The following is a 21037-nucleotide window of genomic DNA, read 5'->3' as shown; positions in this document are numbered from 1 at the left end:
AAGTGAATAGTTAAATGAACTCTGGAAATTTATTGTGAAGAAGTGAGACTCAAACCTAGCAGACATACTAGCTTGAATTGAGTCTCACTTTTTTAGTATCAACTCATACTTAATGTTGATGTTTCAGCGCTACTTAGGTAGCATTAAAATAAATATTTCACTGTGGAAAGGAGTTCATATGGAAAATCAAACACAATCTATTCGCCTTGTTTCTATCATTATATTAGGGGCGCTTACAGCTATAGGAGCTATGTCGATTGATATGTTTCTACCAGGGTTACCTGAAGTCAAACGTGACTTTGATACAACGACAAGTCATACACAGCTTACTTTGGGGCTCTTCATGGTTGGTCTTGCGGTTGGCAATTTATTTACAGGGCCTTTATCAGATACATATGGACGTGTTAAACCGTTACTTATAGCTATGTTAATGTTTACAATCGCGAGTATAGGAATTATATTTGCTCCACATATTTGGGTGATGATCATTCTCAGATTTATTCAAGGCTTTTGTGGGGGAGCAGGAGCCGTACTGTCAAGATCAATAGCTAGTGATATGTACCAAGGTAAAGCGCTCACTCAATTTATGGCAATGTTAATGTTGGTAAATGGGATTGCTCCAGTAATAGCACCTGCCATAGGAGGCATTATCATTACGATCTCACATTGGCAGATGGTGTTTATCGTTCTCACTGTCTTTGGTTTAAGCTTATTTGTAGGAAGTTTAGTTAAGATAGAAGAAACTTTATCATCTAATCAAAGAGAAGTTCTTGCACTCGGCTCCATCTTTAGAAACTTTAAATCTTTACTTATTAAACCTCAATTTCTCATTCCAATGCTGATACAAGGATTTGCTTTTGTAATACTATTTAGCTATATTTCAGCATCGTCATTCATTACCCAAGAAATATATCATTTATCTGCTTTTCAGTTTAGTTTAGCCTTTGCATTTGTCGGTTTAACATTAATTGGTATGAGTCAAGTTACTCAGAAGATGGTTGAATCGTATAGTGAGTCTACGCTTTTAAGGTTAATGATAAGTATGCAGATGATTGGCATTCTCTGTGTGAGTTTGATTCTCCTCTTACATTGGCACGTTCTGTTACTCATAATGAGTTTTGCGATACTGGTATCCCCAGTACCTGCCATTGCGACTCTATCATTTTCCATTGCTATGTCAGAAACGACCAAGGGGCGAGGTAGTGCATCAAGCCTTATTGGTTTAGTGCAATATTTATTTGGTGGTATAGTGACGCCACTTGTTGGGATACGTGGAGATACGCATATTGAACCCTATGTTCTCATCATTATCATTACCGGTATAATTTTGCTGATCTTACTCTTTATCTACAATAAGACTTTTAACAGTAGCAAAGAATAATTTAATATTCAGTTAGTTATTGTTAAAATTTTAAAAATATTGGTTGACAATAGAAGTCCCTCGGATATAATTGAGAATGAGTATCAATTAAAGTGCGCTTGAGCAGAAAGAGGGAAGGTTATGAAAAAAATATTACCGATTGTCATTGTATTGGTGTTATTACTTTCGGCTTGTGGTTCACATAGAAAAGATAAAGCTAGTGACAGCAACAAGCATGAAGTGAAACACGCGATGGGGATGACTAAAGTGCCTACTCATCCTAAGCGAATTGTCGTCTTAACACATGAAGGAACTGAGGCATTAGTAGCTATGGGGGTTAAACCTGTAGGTGCTGTTAACTCTTCAAATGGTGACCCTTGGTATCCTCATTTGAAAGATAAGTTTGAAGGAATTAAACCAGTCGGAGATGAACTTAATGTCAATTTAGAGAAAATCTCTAAATTGAAACCAGATCTTATCATCGGCAATAAATTTAGACATGAAGCACAATATAAGAAATTATCTAAAATCGCTCCAACCGTTTATTCTAAAGAGTTACGTGGAGATTGGAAAGAGAACTTTAAACTCTATGCTAAAGCAATTAATAAAGAGGAGAAAGGAAACGAAGTACTAAAAGATTACGATAATCATGTTAAAAAGGCTAGCAAAGAATTAGGCGATAAGAAGAACCAAACTGTTTCGATGGTGCGTTTCATGCCAGGCGATGTACGTATATATCACCAAAGAACATTCAGCGGACAAATCTTAAAGCAACTTGGTATTAAGCGCCCTGAGGGTCAAGACAAAGATGACTTTGTAGAAAAAGGCTTAACGAAAGAAAGAATTAAAGCAATGGATGGCGACTATCTATTCTACTTTACTTATCAAGATGGAAAGAAAGAGGTTTCTCAATTAGAAAAAGAATGGATCGAAGCGCCACAATTTAAGAAACTCAAAGCTTCTAAAGAAGGACATGTGTTTAAAGTGAATGATGACGTGTGGAATACTTCAGGCGGAGTGCTTTCAGCCAAACAAATGGTAGATGAATTAAAAGATAAAATGTTAAACCATTAACATTGTAAATATAAATTAAATAGAGCGGATTACTGAGACGGGAGCGGGACAGAAATCTTTTTATTCAAATTAGATTTCTGTCCCGCTCTATTCATATAGGTTGTAGTTATACCGTGAATAAAAGATTTAGTGTTGTAGCTTTAATGTATTCGCTAGGAGTATTTGAGCTAATTGCTCAGGTGGCTCAATACAATTCTCTCTTATCCAAAAATAGATAATCCCCATTTGTCCACCTAAAGAATAAGTCACGAAATACTTTTTATTAACAACACTGTTTGAATAATTTTCTAATATTAGATTATAAGTTTCACGTGTTACAGCGATGTACTCTTGAAATAATGAGCGATTAGGGAATTTGATAAGAATAGCATGAAAGAACTTAAAATTGCGTCGAATGTAACGGAGTAATATATTAAAAAATTTGAAGATGCAAGTTTTGTTTGTCTTTGTTTCAGCTACAGCCCCATAGAGGGCATTTAGTAATTTTTTATACTTATCTAGATGATAACTTTGTATAGAGTGTAATAGATCATATTTATCAAAAAAGTAATCGTAAAAAGTGGAACGATTAACTCCGCTATAAGCACATATCATTTTAGTTGTAATATTTTCAAAAGGATATTCTTCAAGAAGTAATACTGTATGATGTATAATTTTTTCTTTTGCTTTTTGTTTCACATTATCACCTATATATAGACATGACTTTATTAAAATCCGACACATTTAGATAAGTTGTCGGTGTTTTTTCGATATACATCTATCTATAATATACAATGTGAATTTTAAAAGCAAATAGGAGGAAGTAATATGAAGAAATTGGTATTAATCAATGTCATTACTATCGTAGTGCTTGTCATTATTGGTATCGTCGGTTTCCACTTCTACCATCAAGCAACGAGCTACGTAAGTACTGACAATGCCAAAGTTGATGGTCAACAAATTAAAATAGCAGCGCCAGCTTCTGGTGAAATTAAATCATTTGATGCAAAAGAGAATGATAATCTCAAAAAAGGCGATAAAGTAGCATCAATTGCTGCTAAAGGTGACAACGGCCAGTCTCACAACGTGGATATCAAAATGCCTCAAGACGGCACAATAGTGAAGACTGATTCAATGAAAGGTGCAATGGCTCAAGCTGGTTCACCTATCGCATATGCTTATAATTTAGATGATTTATATGTAACAGCCAACGTAGACGAAAAAGATATTAAAGATGTAGAAGAAGGTAAAGATGTAGATGTTTCTATTGATGGTGAGAAAGCTAATGTGAAAGGTAAAGTAGATCAAGTAGGTAAAGCGACAGCTTCAAGCTTCTCTATGATGCCTTCATCAAATAGTGATGGCAACTACACTAAAGTATCTCAAGTTGTACCAGTTAAGATTAAATTAGATTCTAAACCATCTAGTAACATTGTTCCAGGAATGAACGCAGAAGTTAAAATCCATAAAAATTAAGGGGGTCTTTGTATGACTACGGCCTTCATTATTATATATGTTGTTATCGCGGTCATTCTGCTTGCTCTCATTAACCTAATAGTAGTTAAAAAGAAAAGTAAGCAGAAGCAGCAACTGGAACAATCTAAGCATCAAACTGGTTCTTCTGAGGAATCATATCAATCTAAATTTAGTATAAGAGATGATGAATCAACGCGCTCATCTGACGAAGAGGATCGTCAATCATCATCAGTCGAAACAGACACTGAGGAGCACAGATCTTCTAATTACACTGAAGACAAGTCTACTGACGAAAAGACAGATAAAGACTTAAATGACACGTCTTCTTCTGAAGATGATAATCACGAAGCGATCAATCCAAATTCAGAAGAAGCCATCGTTAATGAGAAATTAAAAGAAAAAAATAATTCGTTTATGTTTGGTAAAGGTGCTTCACAAGGTAAAGTCCTTGTGGCTATGGTCTTCGGTATGTTCATTGCTATTCTTAACCAAACGTTACTCAACGTAGCACTACCGAAGATAAATACTGATTTTAATATTTCAGCTAATACAGGACAATGGCTCATGACAGGCTTTATGTTAGTTAACGGTATATTGATCCCTGTCAGTGCGTTCTTATTCAATAAATATTCCTATCGCAAGCTATTCCTCATAGCCATGTCACTCTTTACTTTAGGATCACTTATCTGTGGATTATCCGGCTCATTTACGATTATGATGGTTGGACGTGTCTTCCAAGCTATAGGTGCTGGTGTGCTCATGCCATTAGGTACGAACGTCTTTATGACAATTTTCCCACCTCATAAACGCGGTGCTGCTATGGGTGTCCTAGGTATCGCTATGATCGTAGCACCTGCCATAGGTCCAACTTTATCGGGTTATATTGTGGAAAATTATCATTGGAACGTGATGTTCTACGGTATGTTCATTATAGGATTGATCTCTTTAGGAATAGCATTTTTATGGTTTAAAGTGTATCAACAAACGACTAATCCTAAAGCAGATATCCTTGGTATCATCTTCAGTACTATTGGCTTTGGAGCACTATTGTATGGCTTCAGTGAAGCGGGCAATAATACTTGGAGTTCGCCTCAAGTAGTTATTTCCCTTGTTATTGGTGTTATCTTTATTATTGCGTTCTTCATTAGAGAAATTACGATGCGCGTACCAATGTTAAATATGGAAGTTCTTAAATACTCCGGTTTCACACTTCCTACTGTAATCAACATGATCGTTATGATGAGCTTATTTGGCGGAATGATTCTCTTACCACTTTACCTACAGAACTTAAGAGATTTCACACCTGTTCAATCCGGTTTACTCTTACTTCCAGGTGCACTTATCATGGGAGTGATGGGACCGATTGCTGGTAAACTACTCGATACAATTGGTATAAAGCCTTTAGCTATTATCGGTACAGGTATCATGACGTATGCAACATGGGAACTAACGAAACTTAACATGAATACAACTTATGGTCATATCATGTTAATCTATATCATTCGTTCCTTTGGTATGAGTTTCATCATGATGCCGATTATGACTGCTAGTATCAATGCTTTACCACAACGTCTTATCCCGCACGGTAACGCTCTATCAAATACTTTGCGTCAACTTGCTGGGTCTATCGGAACGGCATTACTCGTGACAGTAATGTCTACGCAAACGACTCAACATATTGCTTCATATAGTCAAGATTTAGATAAGACTAACCCGTATATCAAAGATACGTTACAACAGTTAGCAACTCAGATGGGCGATAAAGATATGGGCACGCAACAAATTCTTCAGTTTGTTCAACAACTCGCATCTATTAATGGTGTAAATAGTGCATTTATAGTGGCAACAATTATTAGTTTAATCGCCTTTATTCTAAGCTTATTCTTAAAAGGTAAAGATCACTATGTTTCTAAGGAGAATTAAAGTTCTACCTCTCACATTATTGAATTGAATATTAATAAAAAAGTACACCTCAAAAGTGGATTTGGTTCCATGCTTTTGAGGTGTTTTTTTAAGTAAGGTGTAGACTATATAATTAATATGTTTCATGGCTCATATTATTTAAATATTAAAATACTTTTCGACGTTTATTTCTGAAGAAGAAACTGATAAAGATTAAAGCTAAGCTGCATCCTAATAGTATGAGTGCATTATGGACAGCATCTGCCTGTGTTAGGATTTGATCTGGTTTAACACTTAAGTAAGCTGAACTAAATTTCTTAGCTATTTGTGAAGCTACATCGTCCACTAAATAAGAGAATCCAAAAGTCATAACAAGCATAGCTGCTACGAGTATAAAGTTAAGAATCTTCAATATAGTACGATTAAAAGCAATAGTAAATAATGTCAGAATCAAGCTTATTGCGCATAGAGCAAAGAATACATAGAATAAAGTAATTAAATGATTTAAATTTGTTTGAAATTCCTCAAGATTATTCAAGTTAATAGGTAAGTTTTTGAGCTCATCCATTTGACTTATATTATGTAAGTTATCTTTAAACTCGGAAAGTTGACCAAAGTTTACGGGTTTATGTAAGAATTGTAAGTTAAATAGTGGTTCCTTGAATATGCTATATCCTGAAATAGCTGTTAGGACGAGAACGATAATGTGAATGATAAGGCTTACCCATGATCGGCGTTTCTTACCTATGCGATGCCCTCTATGTAATTCCTCTTGAGATAGTGTGCGTTCAAAATTTTGATGATATGCTTGACGGTTATCCATTTTAAGCTCCTCTCAATTTATAGCTAATAATGTGTATAAGATGATTTCTATCTACGGTTTGTTATACTTATCATAAATATGACTGCCACATAGCCATATCGAAGCTAACATTTGCTTCTATTATAGCGCAATTAAATTAATGATGACACTATTTCTTAGAAGCATTAGGGGGAAAGTGACGCTAAATAGCTTTAGTATGATTTATAATGATAGGACAGGTGAGGGAGCAATGAAAAAGAAGTTCATTAGTAAAATAATAAATAAATACGTTTTACCACATCGCTCTTTATATTTTAAAAATGATGAAGAATTTGAAAAATTTATAGATAAACAGCACTATAAGAATTTAAAACCTCATCGTCAACCAGAAATGTTGAATATTAAATCTAATTTAGAAAAGCAACAGCATGGTCATATGCAAGTATTTAGAGCTAACTTTCATCACAAATTGACTACAAAGATATTATATATTCACGGCGGATATAATATTCTACAACCGTCAGTCTTTCATTGGCGCTGGATCGATAAACTAGCTTTGAATACTTTATGCGAAGTGGTCATGCCGATCTACCCTAAAGCACCTAGTTACTCGGCAATAGATACATATGAAGCACTCCATAGCATGTATCAGCAGCTGTTAAGCGAAGTTGGTGCAGAAGACATCATAGTGATGGGAGATGGCAGTGGAGGTGGTTTAGCCTTAAGCCTTGTGCAACAGCTTATCGCAGCAGGCCAACCACTTCCAAATCAATTATATTTAATCTCTCCATTACTTGATGGGACTTTCTCTAACTCGGCAATAACTTCTGAGCTTGAAGTTAAGGATTTGCTAAATAATAAAGAAGGAATTCAGAAGGTATTGCAATTATGGGCAGGCAACTTAACTCAGACTGATCCTTGGGTCTCTCCAATTTATGGGAATATGACTCATCTACCGCCCACTTACATGTTCGGTGGCACTGAGGAATTGTATTATCCAGATATGGTAAAGCTAGGCGATTTATATGAGCGAAATCAGAATACAATTCACTTTCACCAGTTCTATCGCATGATTCATGACTTTCCTTTATTTCCTTTACATGAATCTCATCGGGTGTTGAAGGAGATCTGCCAAACAATCCAGTGATACCGAGTGCGTTGAATCGTTGTAGTCAGGTCGTTATTTCGTGATGCCGAGGCATGTTCCAATTTGTTTAGGCCATTGTACTTGCGGTTGTTGTGCATAATAAACTTTAAGTTCCTTCAAATACGATTCAGGAAATGGAGCAGTGCGTTCGATAGCTGTGTTGATTCCTAGCATCATTGTTTCATTTGTAGCAGCTAACGTACCATCTTCTTTGTATAGTAATAAAACGAAATGGATTCTTTTAACATCGTAGTTATAGATGTACACATATACTTTAAATGGGTCGTTCTCTTTCAATTGAGCTAGATAAGCGGTGTGTTCTTCAGCAGTAAATAAAGTGTATTGGTATTGTTCTCGCTCCTTTAAAGACAGTCCGTGGTTATAGTTAAATTCATTGATAACTTCACTAAAGACAACATTATAGTAAGCATCATGCATGTGATGATTATGATCAATATACGTCTTTGGGACAGAACGTGATACTGTAAAAATCTCTGACACGATAACACCTCGTTTGCGATTATGATAGTGTTAACATCATAACATACTATTTGAAATTTCATGATAGAATAAAGTCGAACAAGCGAATTTTCCCGCTGATGATGTATTATTACCGTGCTCAATCCACCTTTAGAAAGTCATCTATTCCACAGAGTCACTTTGCGCTACAAAGTTTATCGTAACGTGACGACGTTTAATTAGATGAGCCGATACACAAAAGATACTCGCCCGCTTTGTTAACCTACCTATATAAATTTCTTGCTCTTTAATCATACTGCGATTGATGATACAGTAAGTGGGAATACAAGCGTCGGCAATCTAGCAATTGGTAGGGTATTGCTGAAAAAATAAATCCTTGTAGAGTAAGTCAATTTTTCTATCCTTGAATATAAATATTTATATTACTAACAAATACGTTTAAAGAAAGTATGTTGTATCATGTTTAAGAAAGTAGGACAATAATGAGCGATAAAAAGAGAGAACAACGAAAAAATGAACACGTAGAAATTGCAATGGCGCAACAAGATTTACCACAATCTGACTTTGATAAGATGCGCTTCGTACATCATTCCATCCCTTCTATCGACGTTAATGAGGTAGATCTCACATGTGAACTTGACGACTTTACGCTAAGTTCACCTCTCTACATAAACGCTATGACGGGCGGAAGTGATTGGACAAAGCAAATTAATCAAAAGTTAGCACAAATAGCTGAAGCAACAGGACTAGCTATGGCAGTGGGATCGACACATGCAGCATTGCGTAACCAAGATATGGCTCCGTCATTTGAAATTGTGCGCGAAGTTAATCCTGACGGTATTATCTTCAGTAATGTAGGGGCAGACGTCCCTGTAGAGAAAGCTCAAGAAGCCGTTAAACTGCTCGATGCTAATGCATTGCAAGTACATGTTAATGCACCGCAAGAGCTTGTTATGCCTGAAGGGAACCGTACATTCTCAACTTGGTTAGCAAATCTTAAGGACATTGTAGAGACTATCGATGTGCCTGTTATAGTCAAAGAAGTTGGATTTGGTATGAGTAAAGAAACGCTCAATCAATTATACGATATAGGTGTGAAATATGTAGATGTGAGTGGTCGTGGAGGTACGAATTTTGTCAATATAGAGAATGAACGACGGGACTTGAAAGACATGAGTTATCTATCGCAATGGGGTCAATCTACTATAGAATCGCTGCTCGAAAGTATAGGGTTTCAAGCAGATATGAATATTTTCGCTAGTGGAGGTGTGCGCTCGCCCTTAGATGTAGTTAAATCGCTGGCTTTAGGCGCTAAAGCAGTAGGTATGTCACGCCCATTCTTAAATCAAGTTGAAGAGCATGGTGTAGAGGCGACGATTGAATACGTAAACGCGTTTCATAAGCAATTGAAGAAGATTATGACGATGCTAAATGCTAAAAATTTAGACGATGTAGTAAAAGCACAGAAAGTATTTAACCATGATTTGATTTCATGGATAAAACAACGCGAATTAAACGTTCAATAGATAAATGTGTGGAAAGTCTTAACATTACATTATTTACAGTAACGGTTTAAGGGAGCGGGACAGAAATCTTTTTATTCAAATTAGATTTCTGTCCCGCTCCCTATTTTATGGGATGCATCTTCCAGGTTAGTAATATTATTTGTGATTTTGTATCTTCTTGTTGTTCACCTTTTACCAATGCAAGTTAGAATAGTAACTGAATGCAATTAGCAGTTAAGACTCATTAATGCACTAAATTGATGAAGCCCATAATGATCGGCATGGCCAGTAAATCGATGAGAAAAGCCCCTACAATAGGAACGACTAAGTAAGCTTTAGGTGAAGCACCAAACTTTTTAGTAATGACGTCTAAGTTCGCCATAGCATTCGGAGTAGCACCTAGTCCATGACCTATAAAGCCACCAATCATTACTGCTGCATCGTAGTCTTTACCCAGACCTCTAAAGACGACAAGGACAGAGAAAAGCACGATAAAGATGACTTGAACGATTACGATGATGACTAAAGGAATAGCGAGATAATAGATTTCCGTAAGCTTTATACTCATCAGAGCGATTGATAAAAATAGACCTAAAGAAACATTTCCAATGTAGTCGACAATCTTCATGTCTATAATCTTAATATTACTGAATTCTGATAGGTTACGGATAATAACTGCAATAATCATCGCTCCGACATAGACGGGGATATTCTGAGAAGTAAGATCTGTAAATAAATTTCCTATATAAGAACCAATTGCCATACACACGGCTACGATCGTAAATTGTAAGAAAAAGACATTAGTCGTACTCATCTTAGAATGTAAAGCTTCATTATACTCTACTTCTCCATAATCTTTAGTTGTCTCCTGAGCGTGTGCCGGCTTTAAATTATAGCGTTGAATTAAAAATTTAACGACAGGGCCGCCGATTAAGCCACCGGCCACAAGTCCTAATGTTGCTGCAGCGAGCGCCGCTGTAATAGCATTATTCACACCCATATCTTGGAGTGTTTGACTGTATGCTGCTGCATTGCCATGTCCACCTTCCATTGACATAGATCCAGCAGTTAAACCGAGTAAAGCAGGAATATGTAATACTTTTGCTAGTCCTACACTGATCAGGTTTTGACAGATAGCCATAACACCGCAAAATAAAAAATAATATATAAGTATCTTACCACCTAGCTTTAGAAGCTTTACTGAAGCACCTAAACCGATGGTTGTAAAGAATGCAAGCATGAAGAAATTCTGAATGAAATCAGAGTCGAGCTTAATTGTAACGATATGTAAGGATTGAAAGATAGCTACTATGACAGCAAACATCAAGCCCCCTATAACAGGTGCAGGAATACATAGTCGCTGCAATATTGAAACATGATTTACTATGAAAATTCCAATCAAATATAAGACAGCTGCAATTGCGAGTGTCGTAATTGGATCAAGTTCGATCATGATTTCTTCCCCCTTTATTTTAAGTTTAAATTGCTAAAGACAAACATTTGTCATAACTAAGAAGTATATAAACTTCGATATTATAACGTTTAAGTATGTACAAATCCCCATGATAGCCATTATACATATTTTTTGTACATATATCTACTTTGTATTTAATAAAGAAAAATTTGTTTAGAAACATAGCTTATATTTAAAAAAGATAAACAGTTTATATTTTTTAAATAAATTAGCTCTATACAATGGGATCGGGACAGAAACCTAATTTGAATAAAAAGATTTCTGTCCCGCTCCCCCTATCAGTTATATTCATTTAATCTGAGTGGAATAGTAAGCTTAAATAATGAATTATAGAATAGTTTTAGTTAGAATAGGGTCAATTCATGTAAGGGAGGCTAGGTAATGGAAGTAGGAACGGATTCGCGCAGCCACAAACAGTACGGGGCATTAGCACTCTTACCACTCGTTATATTTCTTGTGCTTTATATTAGTGTTGGCATCACATTTACTGCATTGGGAAAGAAAGATGCTTTTGATATGCTGCCAAGGCATGTAGCTATCTTTATTGGTATTATCATTGCATGGACTTGTTATGATCGTCGAACTAAATTTAATAAGAAAGTTGAAATATTTGCTCGACAAGCCGGGAACTCAAGTATAGTCAATTTAGGGCTTATTCTCTTGCTTGCTGGCGCTTTCTCAACGGTTACTACTGCGATGGGTGGTAAAGAAGCTATGGTTCATTTAGGTTTGTCTATCATTCCACCTAGCCTATTAATTCCAGGCATATTTGTTATGAGTGGTCTTGCCGCTCTTACTTTAGGCACATCTTCTGGAGCACAAGCTGCTTTCATACCAGTGGGTGTAGCGGTAGCTCAAGCCGCTGACTTGAATGTAGCTGCTGCAGGCGCCGCAGTGATAGCAGGTGCTTATTTTGGAGATAATTTATCTATCATCTCTGATACCACAATTGCAGCTACGAATGGTGTAGGAGCTAAAATGAAAGATAAGTTTAAAATGAATGTTTATGTCGCCATTCCGGCTGCAGTTATTACTGCTGTGATCTACGCGATAATAGGCGGTACAGGTAAAGTGCAAGGTGACTTAAGTTTCAACTTTGTAGATATCTTACCGTACTTATTTGTATTAATAGCAGCTATAGTTGGGTTAGATGTTATTCTCGTTCTTATCATTGGGATTGGTATTGCGGGAGTCATAGGTCTGGTGCAAGGTCATCTAGGCTTATTTGAATTTACGAAATCCATAGGTGACGGAATGGAGAGCATGTTTATGATCTTCCTCGTCGCTTTTCTAGTAAGTGGTCTCGTGGCTTTAATACGTTATTATGGTGGTATAGATTGGATTATAGCAACGATGAAGAAGAAAGCAAAAGGAAGAAAAAGTGCCGAATATGTAATTAGCTTGATGTCGGGTATCTTATCAGCCGCCCTGTCACATAACACTTTAGCTATTATTATCTCAGCGCCAATAGCTAAAGAAATCGGCGACGAGTATAAGGTACCACCGAAACGCATGGCGAGTTTACTCGATATTTTTGCCTGTTGCGCATTGATGGTATTGCCCCATGATAGCGGCATGCTAATGGCTGAAAAGTACGGGCATGTGAGTTACATTGAGGTCTTACAATATTCCATTTACCCAGTTATTTTTGTGGTTTGCGCATTATTGACTATTCAATTTGGATTATTAGTTAAACAATCAAAGAAATAGTAACTTCCATTTTGATAAGCGATGACTTTTAACGCAGGTAAATGACACATTTACTCGACGTTAAGGTTGCATCGCTTATTAATTTATGACATCCAAGTATCATCAGGATTTAACATTGCTGATTTACGCATACGTGACACGAAAGGGTTACCTTTCACTGAAAAACGCAATGGTTTGTGCGTCCATTCACCCTTATTAGGTATGCCTATCCTGCTATCTTCGACAATTTCTCGAGGTCGTTTACGTTGCTTAATATTAATCTGTAATCGACCGCTATTTAATAGCGTACCATCTAAGTGTCTCGGCAGGTGAAAAGCTTGGGTCCATTTACCAGGACCATTAGTTAAGTCGTAGCCATCTTTATTACGGTTGATACGCATCGCTTCAATTCCTTCTAATGGTTCAACTGCACGAATGAGTACGCCTTCTGGTACATCAATTTCGCGAGTGACAAAATTGATGAGGAGATGCGTATGCATTACATGCGCATAAATAGTGCCACCTTTTTTATACAAAGATTCTACTTTAGGAGTGCGCTTACCTTGATAGCCATGTGCTGCACGGTCTTGATAACCAAGATAAGCTTCTGTTTCAACAATATATCCACTATAAATTTGCTCACCATCTGTATAAATGACTTTAACTCCTAATAAATCTTTAGCGGTTTGAACCGTATCATTTTCAACAAAGTCCATAATTATCACCTTACATATTTATTAAAAGACTCTATGCAAATTTTAATCGCTATAACTTCGCACTGCAACACTATCTCCAAGAGAGTTAAGTGCAAATTATAGTAAAACATCATATACTCTCTCAATTATCCATAAAAATAACCTAGTCATAAATTTATATCAATTGTTACAATAATGTTGGATGTAAGTAAAATTTAGAAGTAAATTAAGAAGTTTGAAGTGTTATGTTGAAAGGAAGTAAGAAGATGTTTGCTGACATTGAGGAACAAAGTAATGGTTTAGTTCTTATTAAAGTGAATAGTGACGAAGACAAAATTGTCTTTACTAATTATGGAGCACGTATAGTTTCATGGAAATATGATGACAACAATATCGTATTAGGCAATGCAGTTGAAGCGGATGAATTCTATCAAGCTAATCCGTTTAAGTTTGGTGCTACAGTGGGACGTTATGGTGGTAGAATTGAGAATGCTCGATTTGATTTACAAGGGCAATGTTATCAACTTGAAAAGAACGATGGATCTCATCACCTTCATGGAGGAAGCCGAGCACTTGATACTAAATATTTCGATTATGAAGTTAAGGAAGAAGCCAATAGAGTAAAGATTATTTTTACTACGCAATTAAAGAGTGAAGAAGATGGCTATCCTGGAGATATAGATGTAAAAGTGATACATACCTATGATATGGAACATCGTTGGACGATCGAGTATAAAGCAGTGGCTTCAGCAACGACATTATTTAATCCTTTAAATCACGTCTACTTTAATTTAAATAAAGATAATAATATGATTAATAATCATTCCATAGTAAGTGATCAATTAAGTATGTATCCTCTTAACAAATCACATATGATTGCGTCTCAGGCACCGCTTAATCTCTCTGAGGTGTTTGAAGATAATGAGATAGCTTTTGACTCTATTTTTAAAAGTAATCATACAATTATCAAAGAGCAAATTCAGCAATTTAATGGACTTGACCACCCATTTATTCTAGATAAAGGTAAAATGACAGTTGAAAACAAGAATTTTTCTTTAACGGTAACCTCTGATATGCCCAATGTAGTTATTTATACATTAAATGATAGTAAAGTGTGGAAACACGACTTTAACATCTATAAACCTCATTCTGGGTTTACGCTTGAAACGCAATTCTTACCGAATGATATCAATATGTATGGAAATAAGGCTAAAAGTATTCTAGAGGCAGAAAAGCCATTCTACTCTAAAACAACTTATCAAATATTAAAAAAATAAGAAGCAATTTAGTAGTGGGGCATGCGCTTTGATGCGAACAAATGCACTCATTCTTATATAACGCAATCTTAAAAGTAAAAGATGGTAAGTGATGTTATGAAACTTGCATTTTAGCTAGGACTTTGAACGCAACTTGTGTACAATAATAGTAAAAGAACGCATTGTAAAGGGGACAACATTATGGACATAAAGCAATTAAAGATGAGCACGTTTGACGATGCGTTGAACCATATCACAGATAATATTGTACTTGGAATAGGTTCAGGTTCAACAATTGAGTTGCTCGTGCCTAAAATTGCAGAGAAGGTTAGAGCTGAGAAACTCAATATTATTGGCGTTTGCACGTCGACAAAGACGGCTTTTATTGCTAAAGAACATGGATTAAAGATCGTTGATATCAATGATGTTGATCACGTCGATATAGCAATAGATGGAGCTGATGAAGTAGATTCAAATCTGAATTTAATAAAAGGTGGCGGCGGTGCTTTATTTCGTGAAAAAGTCATAGATACTATGGCAGAAAAATTTATAGTTATTGTGGATGAAACGAAAGAGGTTGCTCATTTAGGTGATAAATTCAAGCTTCCAGTAGAAGTGGATAAATTTAATTGGCTCTTGTTAGCGCGTAAGATAGAGCAAGATCAACCTGTGATAGCGATGCGACGCATGGCTGATGATGTGCCATTTATTACGGATAATGGTAATTACATCTTAGATTTAGAATTAAAGGAGCGTCTGGATCCTTATCAGTTACATGAATATTTAATTCACCTTATCGGGGTATTAGAAACGGGTTACTTTCTCGACACAACCGAAGCAGTCATCTTTGGGACACAAGACGGAGTAAAGATTAAACAACGCTCTTAATTAGCAACTGATGAGCCCCGAGACGTGACTCAATTATATATTTCGGCAGGGTGTAAAAGTGTTGTATAAAGGGATAAAATCATTACAGTAAATTTGTAGGATAAAGAAGTGCAGCTAGAAGTTCTTTCATTAGAATATATCTAGCTGCTGTTATGTTAAGTGAAGACTGTAGATAAATGTTTACTTAATTGCCTCCAACTTGTGGTAACTACAATATTAGATTTATTATATTCTTTAAGATAATGATACTGACTATAATTACGATAATACTCGATACCTTGTTTAGTAATATGATGTACTTACCCGTCTTATCTACTGATCCTAAAATGTTTCCTAATATTGCTAGAATTATGAACCATAACCAAGAAACAGCAATAGCTGAAACGCTGAATAATAATTTATCCATTCCAGAATAAATAGAAGCGCTTGTACCAATAACCCCTATAGTATCCATAATAGCGTGTGGATTTAATAATGAGACAGATAATGCAAACCCGATTTGTTTCTTTGCACTCATAGAGTCGATATTCTTTAAATGATTTGGCTCTTCTTTCCATAGTGACCATGCCATATATATTAAAAATATAAAGCCAATAATATAAACGATCAATTGTAAAATGGGCAAAGTCATCAGGATTAAGGAAACACCTAATATTGCAAGAACGATCAATAAAGTGTCGCATAAGCCAGCAGTTATTATAACGGGTAAAGCTCCTGATAATTTCTTATGATTAGCTCCTTGGTTAAATACAAAAACATTTTGCGCTCCTAAAGGTAAAATAAGACCTAAAGCTAACAAAAAACCATGAATTATAGGTTGCAACATGACTAGAATCCTTTCATATGTATAGAGTTCAATCTCCATAATCAGAGTAATTTTTTGTAATTTTCTCACTTCTTTCTATATAAAGCAAGACAATCAGTTAAAAAAGTTAAGTGGGGCCCCAACACAGAGAAACTGGTAAACCAGTTTCCACAAGCAATGCAAGTTGGGGTGGCCCAACACAGAGGGAGCGGGACAGAAATCTTTTTATTCAAATTAGATTTCTGTCCCGCTCCCCCCTCAATTTAACGCATCAGTCCTATTTGTTGGGGGATATACGTGCGGAACTGATTAAGGCGTTCTGTACATTGATTTGAATCTTATCTTCGATGAGGATGGTCATTATCAGTCTCGAATGGTGTCCGTTGATCTGAGGACGTAACTGTATTTTTATTTCGTTCAGTCTTCTCGCTTGATCCGCTCTTTTCCTCATCCTTACTATGTTCGACTGAAAACTGAGCTCGCTCAAAGGCTGAATCTTCAGTTTGGTTATTAGTGTTATTTTCTGTTTCTATCTCATTCGGTGCTTCTTCTTTGTCGGAAGTCTTTTCCACATCATCTTTATACTTTTGAGAAGCATCTTCACTTACCGAATCATTTTTTATATCACTATTATCCTGTGATGGTTTAGCAAGACTGGATGATGAATGAGTTTCAGATAATTCGCTCTCCTCATTCACATGATCTAAGTAGTTATTAGCTTCAACCTCATCCAAATTTTTACGCGTGAAGAGATAGGCTATGCCACGAATGATGAGGGTTAATACAATATAACCTAAAGCGACTCCAGACGTTGATAACGCGATGACCTTCATTGCAAATATATTACCAAGTTCCTCATTAAATAAAAGGACTAAACCGAAGGACATGGCAGTATGGAAGATAGTTGCAATATAAATAGTGCGGCCATTTGTGGCGCGAATCAGCTCGCCAACAATCATTGAGAAAGCAAACCAATAGAGCACGTTATATAAAGTGAATGTGAAACTGTATTCTAGGTTAATATTGAAGATAGCGTATAGAACACCTACCGCTATAGAAGCAAAGAGTGTATTTAATTTAGTTTCTAAAATATTTTGTAAATATGAACGAAATCCTAACTCAATGAGAAAAGCCATTATGAGTTGACCAATAAGAATTGTAAATATAGAGACTGATAGGTCATCACCTTGTAATAAGACAAAACTATCTGCAAAGGTGTTAAAGCTCAACATGCACAAGATAAAGATCAGCACAGGCAAGATCAATGCGAGTAGCATACGTTCAATTACTTTTAAATTAATGGTAAATTTCATGCTCTGTAATTGCAGTGTTCGATGTTTGAATACAATAATGCAGAGAATAAATGCAATGAACGGTGCTAAAGCTCGTACATCGAAGATAAACCGTTTGAGATGAATTTTTTCTTGATAATCTCCTAAAATCATATGTAATACTTCAGCAATGATAAAGAAGATAAACACCATCATTGCCCATTGGAAACCTGAAAAGCGTATTTGTTTCATTAGGTACCCTCCAGTAAGGTCTTCAAAAAATCATTTATAGTCAATTATACATATAAGCTTTAAATAATTAAAATGTAATCGTAGATTTATCATTGAACTGTAACAGTTTTAATATTTTTTTACATAAATGAAATATTTAACTATTTGATAGCTAGAGAAGCGTTTAGCTAAAATTTTGCTGGGAAAATAGAAATTGTAAACGAGTTCATCTCAACGTATACTAATAGTAATTAGCTTAAAGGGGGAGCACGATGTATAGAGAAGCACAAGAAGATTTATGGACGGGTCGATTAGACAGTGAAACTGATGAAAGACACTTCCGACATTTTCAAACTGTGAACTTTGATAATCTGAATGATACGGATGATACTGCCAAGCGTAATGGTGTAGGTATGCTAGGTTATGCAGTAGACTATGGTGTGAAGTTAAATAAAGGGCGCATTGGCGCTAAAGAAGGTCCAGACGCTATACGTAAAGCTTTCGCCTCATTACCTATGGTAGGTTCTACAGAAGTTACAGACTATGGTAATGTTGAGCATGAAGATGATCGCCCGCTTGAAGAAACGCAACAAGAGTACGCAAATCTCGTGTCTAAATCAATTAAGCGTCACAAGCAGACATTCTTACTTGGTGGAGGACACGATATAGCTTATGCACAGTATCTTGGAGTAAGAGACGCTTATCCTGATAAATCGATAGGTGTCATTAACATTGACGCCCATTTTGATACGCGTAAAGAGGAAGGTTCTACTTCCGGTACAAGCTTTAGGCAAATACTTGAACAAGATGACAATGCTGATTATTTTGTTCTTGGTATTCAACAGAGCAGCAATACGCAAGGGTTATTCGACTACGCTGATGAACAAGGCGTGAGCTATGTCTTTGTAGATGAGCTATATCATCAAGTTTCACCACCAATTAAAGATAAACTTGAACGTTATATTCATGATCACGACGTCATTATGTTCACTATATGTATGGATGTAGTGGATAGCGCATTTGCACCTGGCGTCAGTGCAGCAGCGGTCTTAGGATTACATCCTCACATAGTGCTCGACCTAGCGAAGCGCATCGTTCCGAGTGATAAAGTTTCTACAATTAGTATTGCAGAAACTAATCCGACGTACGATGTTGATAGCCGTACTGCTAAATTGACTGCTAACTTTTTCCATCACTTTATTAAATAAAAAATCTTCCACCAAACGAATTTTAAGAATTTATTTTAAAGCGGGGGTAAGGCTACGATTGAGTAGTATTACTCCCGCTAATTGTGTGGTATAGACTTTGAAAGTTTTCTGATCGATAATCAACTGTTAAAAGTGAAAGGTTTGGGACATAAAGCTTTTGTGCTCTGGGAGCGGGACAGAAATCTAATTTGAACAAAAAAGAGTTCGTAGTCCCGCTCCCTCTTTGTTGGGGCCCACCCCAACTTGCATAGCTTGTGGAAACTGATTTACCAGTTTCTCCGTGTTGGGGCCCCACCCCAACTTGCATAGCTTGTGGAAACTGATTTACCAGTTTCTCCGTGTTGGGGCCCCACCCCAACTTGCATAGCTTGTGGAAACTGGTTTGCCAGTTTCTCTTTGTTGGGGCCCCACCCCAACTCTCTGTGCTTGTTGAAACTGGTTAACCAGTTTCTCTTTGTTGGGGCCCCCTGCTCAAACCTTAAACGTTTTTGTCCCGACCTCGTGTTCTTCTTAAAAACTTCTAGCATGTTTTAATTAATTAGGTTTAATAATCTTTGAGTTGATTGGAACATAACTAGAAGAAGTGTTTGTTGGCAAGGGTATAACTGAAGGCCAAAGCTAACGAATGATAATCTCATGTGTTATGAGATATCCCAATAATTTAGACACTCGTCTATTAGAGTTTGGACATTAGAAGCATATTGACGTTTCATAAGGTAATTTATATATAAGTGACGGCTCATCTTAGGGCGAATTTCATAGGCATCTAGATCTCTTGCGTTATAGGACTGGTAGTACACACGGGGGAGCACAGCGTAGCCCATGCCTCTATGGACGTAGTTAAGAGCAGTTTCAAATCGGTCTGATTCAACTATGATGTTAGGGTGAATGCCGATGCGTGTGCAGTAATCTTCTAAGTGTTTGCGTACTTGCGAGCCTTTGTTAGGAACAATGAGAGGCAAGTTCTCGATTGAAATCGATTGCTTGTTGTTAAACGTATCCTTAGGAGTGAGGAGGACGTATGACTCTCTGTAAAGCGGAATAGATGAGATGAGTTCGTGTTTAATTTCCTCATTAGAAATTGCGAAATGATAGTTAAAGTTAAGTAAATCTTCAACTACTTGATTCATGTCATGGCGTTCTGCAATCATATAGCGTTGATTATGATGTGTCTTACTATGGCGAGATAGGACCTGAGACATCCACTGACTAGTAGATTCTAAGATGGCAATTTTGATCTTTGGAGTTGAACTGAGGTTTAAATCGTGCATTTTCTCCATCGTTTGCGAATAAGTGTGAACGAGGTTGATAGCGTAATGATAGAACTGTATTCCTTTTTCGGTAATTTGGATTTGTTTAGTAGTTCGATAAAATAAGTCATATCCAAGTCGTTCTTCCATTTTCTTTATAGTAGCTGTCAAAGAAGGTTGGCTAATATGTAAGAAGTCTGCTGCCTTTGTAAAGCTATTGTGATCTACTACTGCAATGAAATATTCTAATTGAATAATTTTTATCATATCCAACTTCTCCTATTTATAGTTTATTGTTATAAATGATTAGTTTATTTATATTGGTAGTCTATATCTAATTGAGCTATAATTGAAGTGTGACGCATTGAAAAAATAGAAATAAGAATATTTCAATGGTTTCGATAACAACGTCGAGTATTTAGGCATCAAGTTATTGTAAACAAGTACGTGTGAAAGGTAGGGGTAGTCACTTCTATTTTTTAGTGTTAATTACATCAATCTGAGACAATTAACCCTTCTAGTTGTTTCAGCTATGCGGCGTAGTT

21 protein-coding genes are annotated in these 21037 nt (G+C 36.2%); 11 read left to right on the top strand and 10 right to left on the bottom strand.

From position 1 onward, the window contains the following. Positions 1 to 178 precede the first annotated feature (178 nt). A complete protein-coding gene (gene tcaB / locus N9R04_RS00815; protein ID WP_262853635.1) occupies positions 179 to 1381 on the top strand; it encodes a putative multidrug effflux MFS transporter TcaB in 1203 nt (400 codons plus the stop codon). A gap of 120 nt (positions 1382 to 1501) precedes the next feature. Continuing rightward, positions 1502 to 2434, top strand: coding sequence for an ABC transporter substrate-binding protein (locus tag N9R04_RS00810; protein ID WP_262853633.1), 933 nt, complete (start codon positions 1502 to 1504; stop codon positions 2432 to 2434). A 126-nt stretch (positions 2435 to 2560) separates the two neighbouring features. On the opposite strand, the gene N9R04_RS00805 is transcribed toward N9R04_RS00810, so the two are convergent. Beyond that, positions 2561 to 3112: a TetR/AcrR family transcriptional regulator gene (locus tag N9R04_RS00805; RefSeq protein WP_262853631.1), complete on the bottom strand. Its 552-nt coding sequence runs from the start codon at positions 3110 to 3112 to the stop codon at positions 2561 to 2563. Between the two features lie 129 nt (positions 3113 to 3241). Here N9R04_RS00805 and N9R04_RS00800 point away from each other — a divergent pair, with 129 nt between their 5' ends. Next, positions 3242 to 3889, top strand: coding sequence for an HlyD family secretion protein (locus N9R04_RS00800; protein ID WP_262853630.1), 648 nt, complete (start codon positions 3242 to 3244; stop codon positions 3887 to 3889). A 12-nt stretch (positions 3890 to 3901) separates the two neighbouring features. Continuing rightward, positions 3902 to 5812 (top strand): DHA2 family efflux MFS transporter permease subunit, encoded by a 1911-nt coding sequence (locus N9R04_RS00795; protein ID WP_262853628.1) that lies wholly within the window; start codon positions 3902 to 3904, stop codon positions 5810 to 5812. A gap of 145 nt (positions 5813 to 5957) precedes the next feature. Here N9R04_RS00795 and N9R04_RS00790 read toward each other — a convergent pair whose 3' ends face one another. Beyond that, positions 5958 to 6614 carry a hypothetical protein gene (locus N9R04_RS00790; RefSeq protein ID WP_262853627.1) on the bottom strand — a complete coding sequence of 219 codons (657 nt, stop codon included), beginning with the start codon at positions 6612 to 6614 and terminating at the stop codon, positions 5958 to 5960. A gap of 229 nt (positions 6615 to 6843) precedes the next feature. Between N9R04_RS00790 and N9R04_RS00785 the strand changes: the two genes are divergently transcribed. Beyond that, positions 6844 to 7740 (top strand): alpha/beta hydrolase fold domain-containing protein, encoded by an 897-nt coding sequence (locus N9R04_RS00785; protein WP_373316331.1) that lies wholly within the window; start codon positions 6844 to 6846, stop codon positions 7738 to 7740. A 33-nt stretch (positions 7741 to 7773) separates the two neighbouring features. On the opposite strand, the gene N9R04_RS00780 is transcribed toward N9R04_RS00785, so the two are convergent. After that, positions 7774 to 8241, bottom strand: a complete 468-nt coding sequence (locus N9R04_RS00780; RefSeq protein ID WP_262853626.1) for a thioesterase family protein — start codon at positions 8239 to 8241, stop codon at positions 7774 to 7776. A 461-nt stretch (positions 8242 to 8702) separates the two neighbouring features. Between N9R04_RS00780 and fni the strand changes: the two genes are divergently transcribed. After that, positions 8703 to 9746, top strand: a complete 1044-nt coding sequence (gene fni, locus N9R04_RS00775; protein WP_262853624.1) for a type 2 isopentenyl-diphosphate Delta-isomerase — start codon at positions 8703 to 8705, stop codon at positions 9744 to 9746. Between the two features lie 223 nt (positions 9747 to 9969). Here fni and gltS read toward each other — a convergent pair whose 3' ends face one another. After that, positions 9970 to 11178 (bottom strand): sodium/glutamate symporter, encoded by a 1209-nt coding sequence (gene gltS / locus N9R04_RS00770; RefSeq protein WP_262853623.1) that lies wholly within the window; start codon positions 11176 to 11178, stop codon positions 9970 to 9972. 402 nt (positions 11179 to 11580) lie between these two features. Between gltS and N9R04_RS00765 the strand changes: the two genes are divergently transcribed. Next, a complete protein-coding gene (locus N9R04_RS00765; RefSeq protein ID WP_262853622.1) occupies positions 11581 to 12909 on the top strand; it encodes a Na+/H+ antiporter NhaC family protein in 1329 nt (442 codons plus the stop codon). Between the two features lie 83 nt (positions 12910 to 12992). Here N9R04_RS00765 and N9R04_RS00760 read toward each other — a convergent pair whose 3' ends face one another. Then, positions 12993 to 13604: a DNA-3-methyladenine glycosylase gene (locus tag N9R04_RS00760; RefSeq protein ID WP_262853620.1), complete on the bottom strand. Its 612-nt coding sequence runs from the start codon at positions 13602 to 13604 to the stop codon at positions 12993 to 12995. Positions 13605 to 13849: 245 nt separating this feature from the next. Here N9R04_RS00760 and N9R04_RS00755 point away from each other — a divergent pair, with 245 nt between their 5' ends. Both N9R04_RS00755 and N9R04_RS00750 read left to right on the top strand, forming a co-directional pair. Further along, positions 13850 to 14860: an aldose epimerase family protein gene (locus N9R04_RS00755; protein ID WP_262853618.1), complete on the top strand. Its 1011-nt coding sequence runs from the start codon at positions 13850 to 13852 to the stop codon at positions 14858 to 14860. A gap of 177 nt (positions 14861 to 15037) precedes the next feature. After that, entirely contained in the window at positions 15038 to 15727 is a 690-nt protein-coding gene (locus N9R04_RS00750) for a ribose 5-phosphate isomerase A (RefSeq protein ID WP_262853713.1), read from the top strand. A 208-nt stretch (positions 15728 to 15935) separates the two neighbouring features. On the opposite strand, the gene N9R04_RS00745 is transcribed toward N9R04_RS00750, so the two are convergent. After that, entirely contained in the window at positions 15936 to 16553 is a 618-nt protein-coding gene (locus N9R04_RS00745) for a LysE/ArgO family amino acid transporter (RefSeq protein ID WP_262853711.1), read from the bottom strand. Positions 16554 to 16663: 110 nt separating this feature from the next. Here N9R04_RS00745 and N9R04_RS00740 point away from each other — a divergent pair, with 110 nt between their 5' ends. Further along, entirely contained in the window at positions 16664 to 16867 is a 204-nt protein-coding gene (locus tag N9R04_RS00740) for a hypothetical protein (protein WP_262853617.1), read from the top strand. Positions 16868 to 16870: 3 nt separating this feature from the next. On the opposite strand, the gene sdpC is transcribed toward N9R04_RS00740, so the two are convergent. Then, positions 16871 to 18055 carry a peptidoglycan release complex CPBP-like subunit SdpC gene (gene sdpC / locus N9R04_RS00735; protein WP_306439772.1) on the bottom strand — a complete coding sequence of 395 codons (1185 nt, stop codon included), beginning with the start codon at positions 18053 to 18055 and terminating at the stop codon, positions 16871 to 16873. Between the two features lie 251 nt (positions 18056 to 18306). Here sdpC and hutG point away from each other — a divergent pair, with 251 nt between their 5' ends. After that, on the top strand, positions 18307 to 19242 hold the full coding sequence (hutG, locus tag N9R04_RS00730) for a formimidoylglutamase (protein ID WP_262853616.1): 936 nt from the start codon (positions 18307 to 18309) through the stop codon (positions 19240 to 19242). 52 nt (positions 19243 to 19294) lie between these two features. Here the strand turns inward: hutG and N9R04_RS00725 are convergent, their stop codons facing one another. The 3 genes from N9R04_RS00725 to N9R04_RS00715 all read right to left on the bottom strand — a co-directional run bounded on the left by N9R04_RS00725 (position 19295) and on the right by N9R04_RS00715 (position 20756). Next, a complete protein-coding gene (locus tag N9R04_RS00725; protein WP_262853615.1) occupies positions 19295 to 19600 on the bottom strand; it encodes a hypothetical protein in 306 nt (101 codons plus the stop codon). Then, entirely contained in the window at positions 19509 to 19769 is a 261-nt protein-coding gene (locus N9R04_RS00720; RefSeq protein WP_262853614.1) for a hypothetical protein, read from the bottom strand. Before N9R04_RS00720 ends, N9R04_RS00725 begins: the two co-directional genes overlap by 92 nt. A 114-nt stretch (positions 19770 to 19883) precedes the next feature. Beyond that, complete coding sequence (locus tag N9R04_RS00715; protein ID WP_262853709.1) at positions 19884 to 20756, bottom strand: LysR substrate-binding domain-containing protein; 873 nt, start codon at positions 20754 to 20756, stop codon at positions 19884 to 19886. Positions 20757 to 21037 lie beyond the last annotated feature (281 nt).

This window comes from Staphylococcus marylandisciuri (assembly GCF_025519785.1).
Classification (GTDB): domain Bacteria; phylum Bacillota; class Bacilli; order Staphylococcales; family Staphylococcaceae; genus Staphylococcus; species Staphylococcus marylandisciuri.
This window is presented reverse-complemented; position numbering and strand designations above follow the sequence as displayed.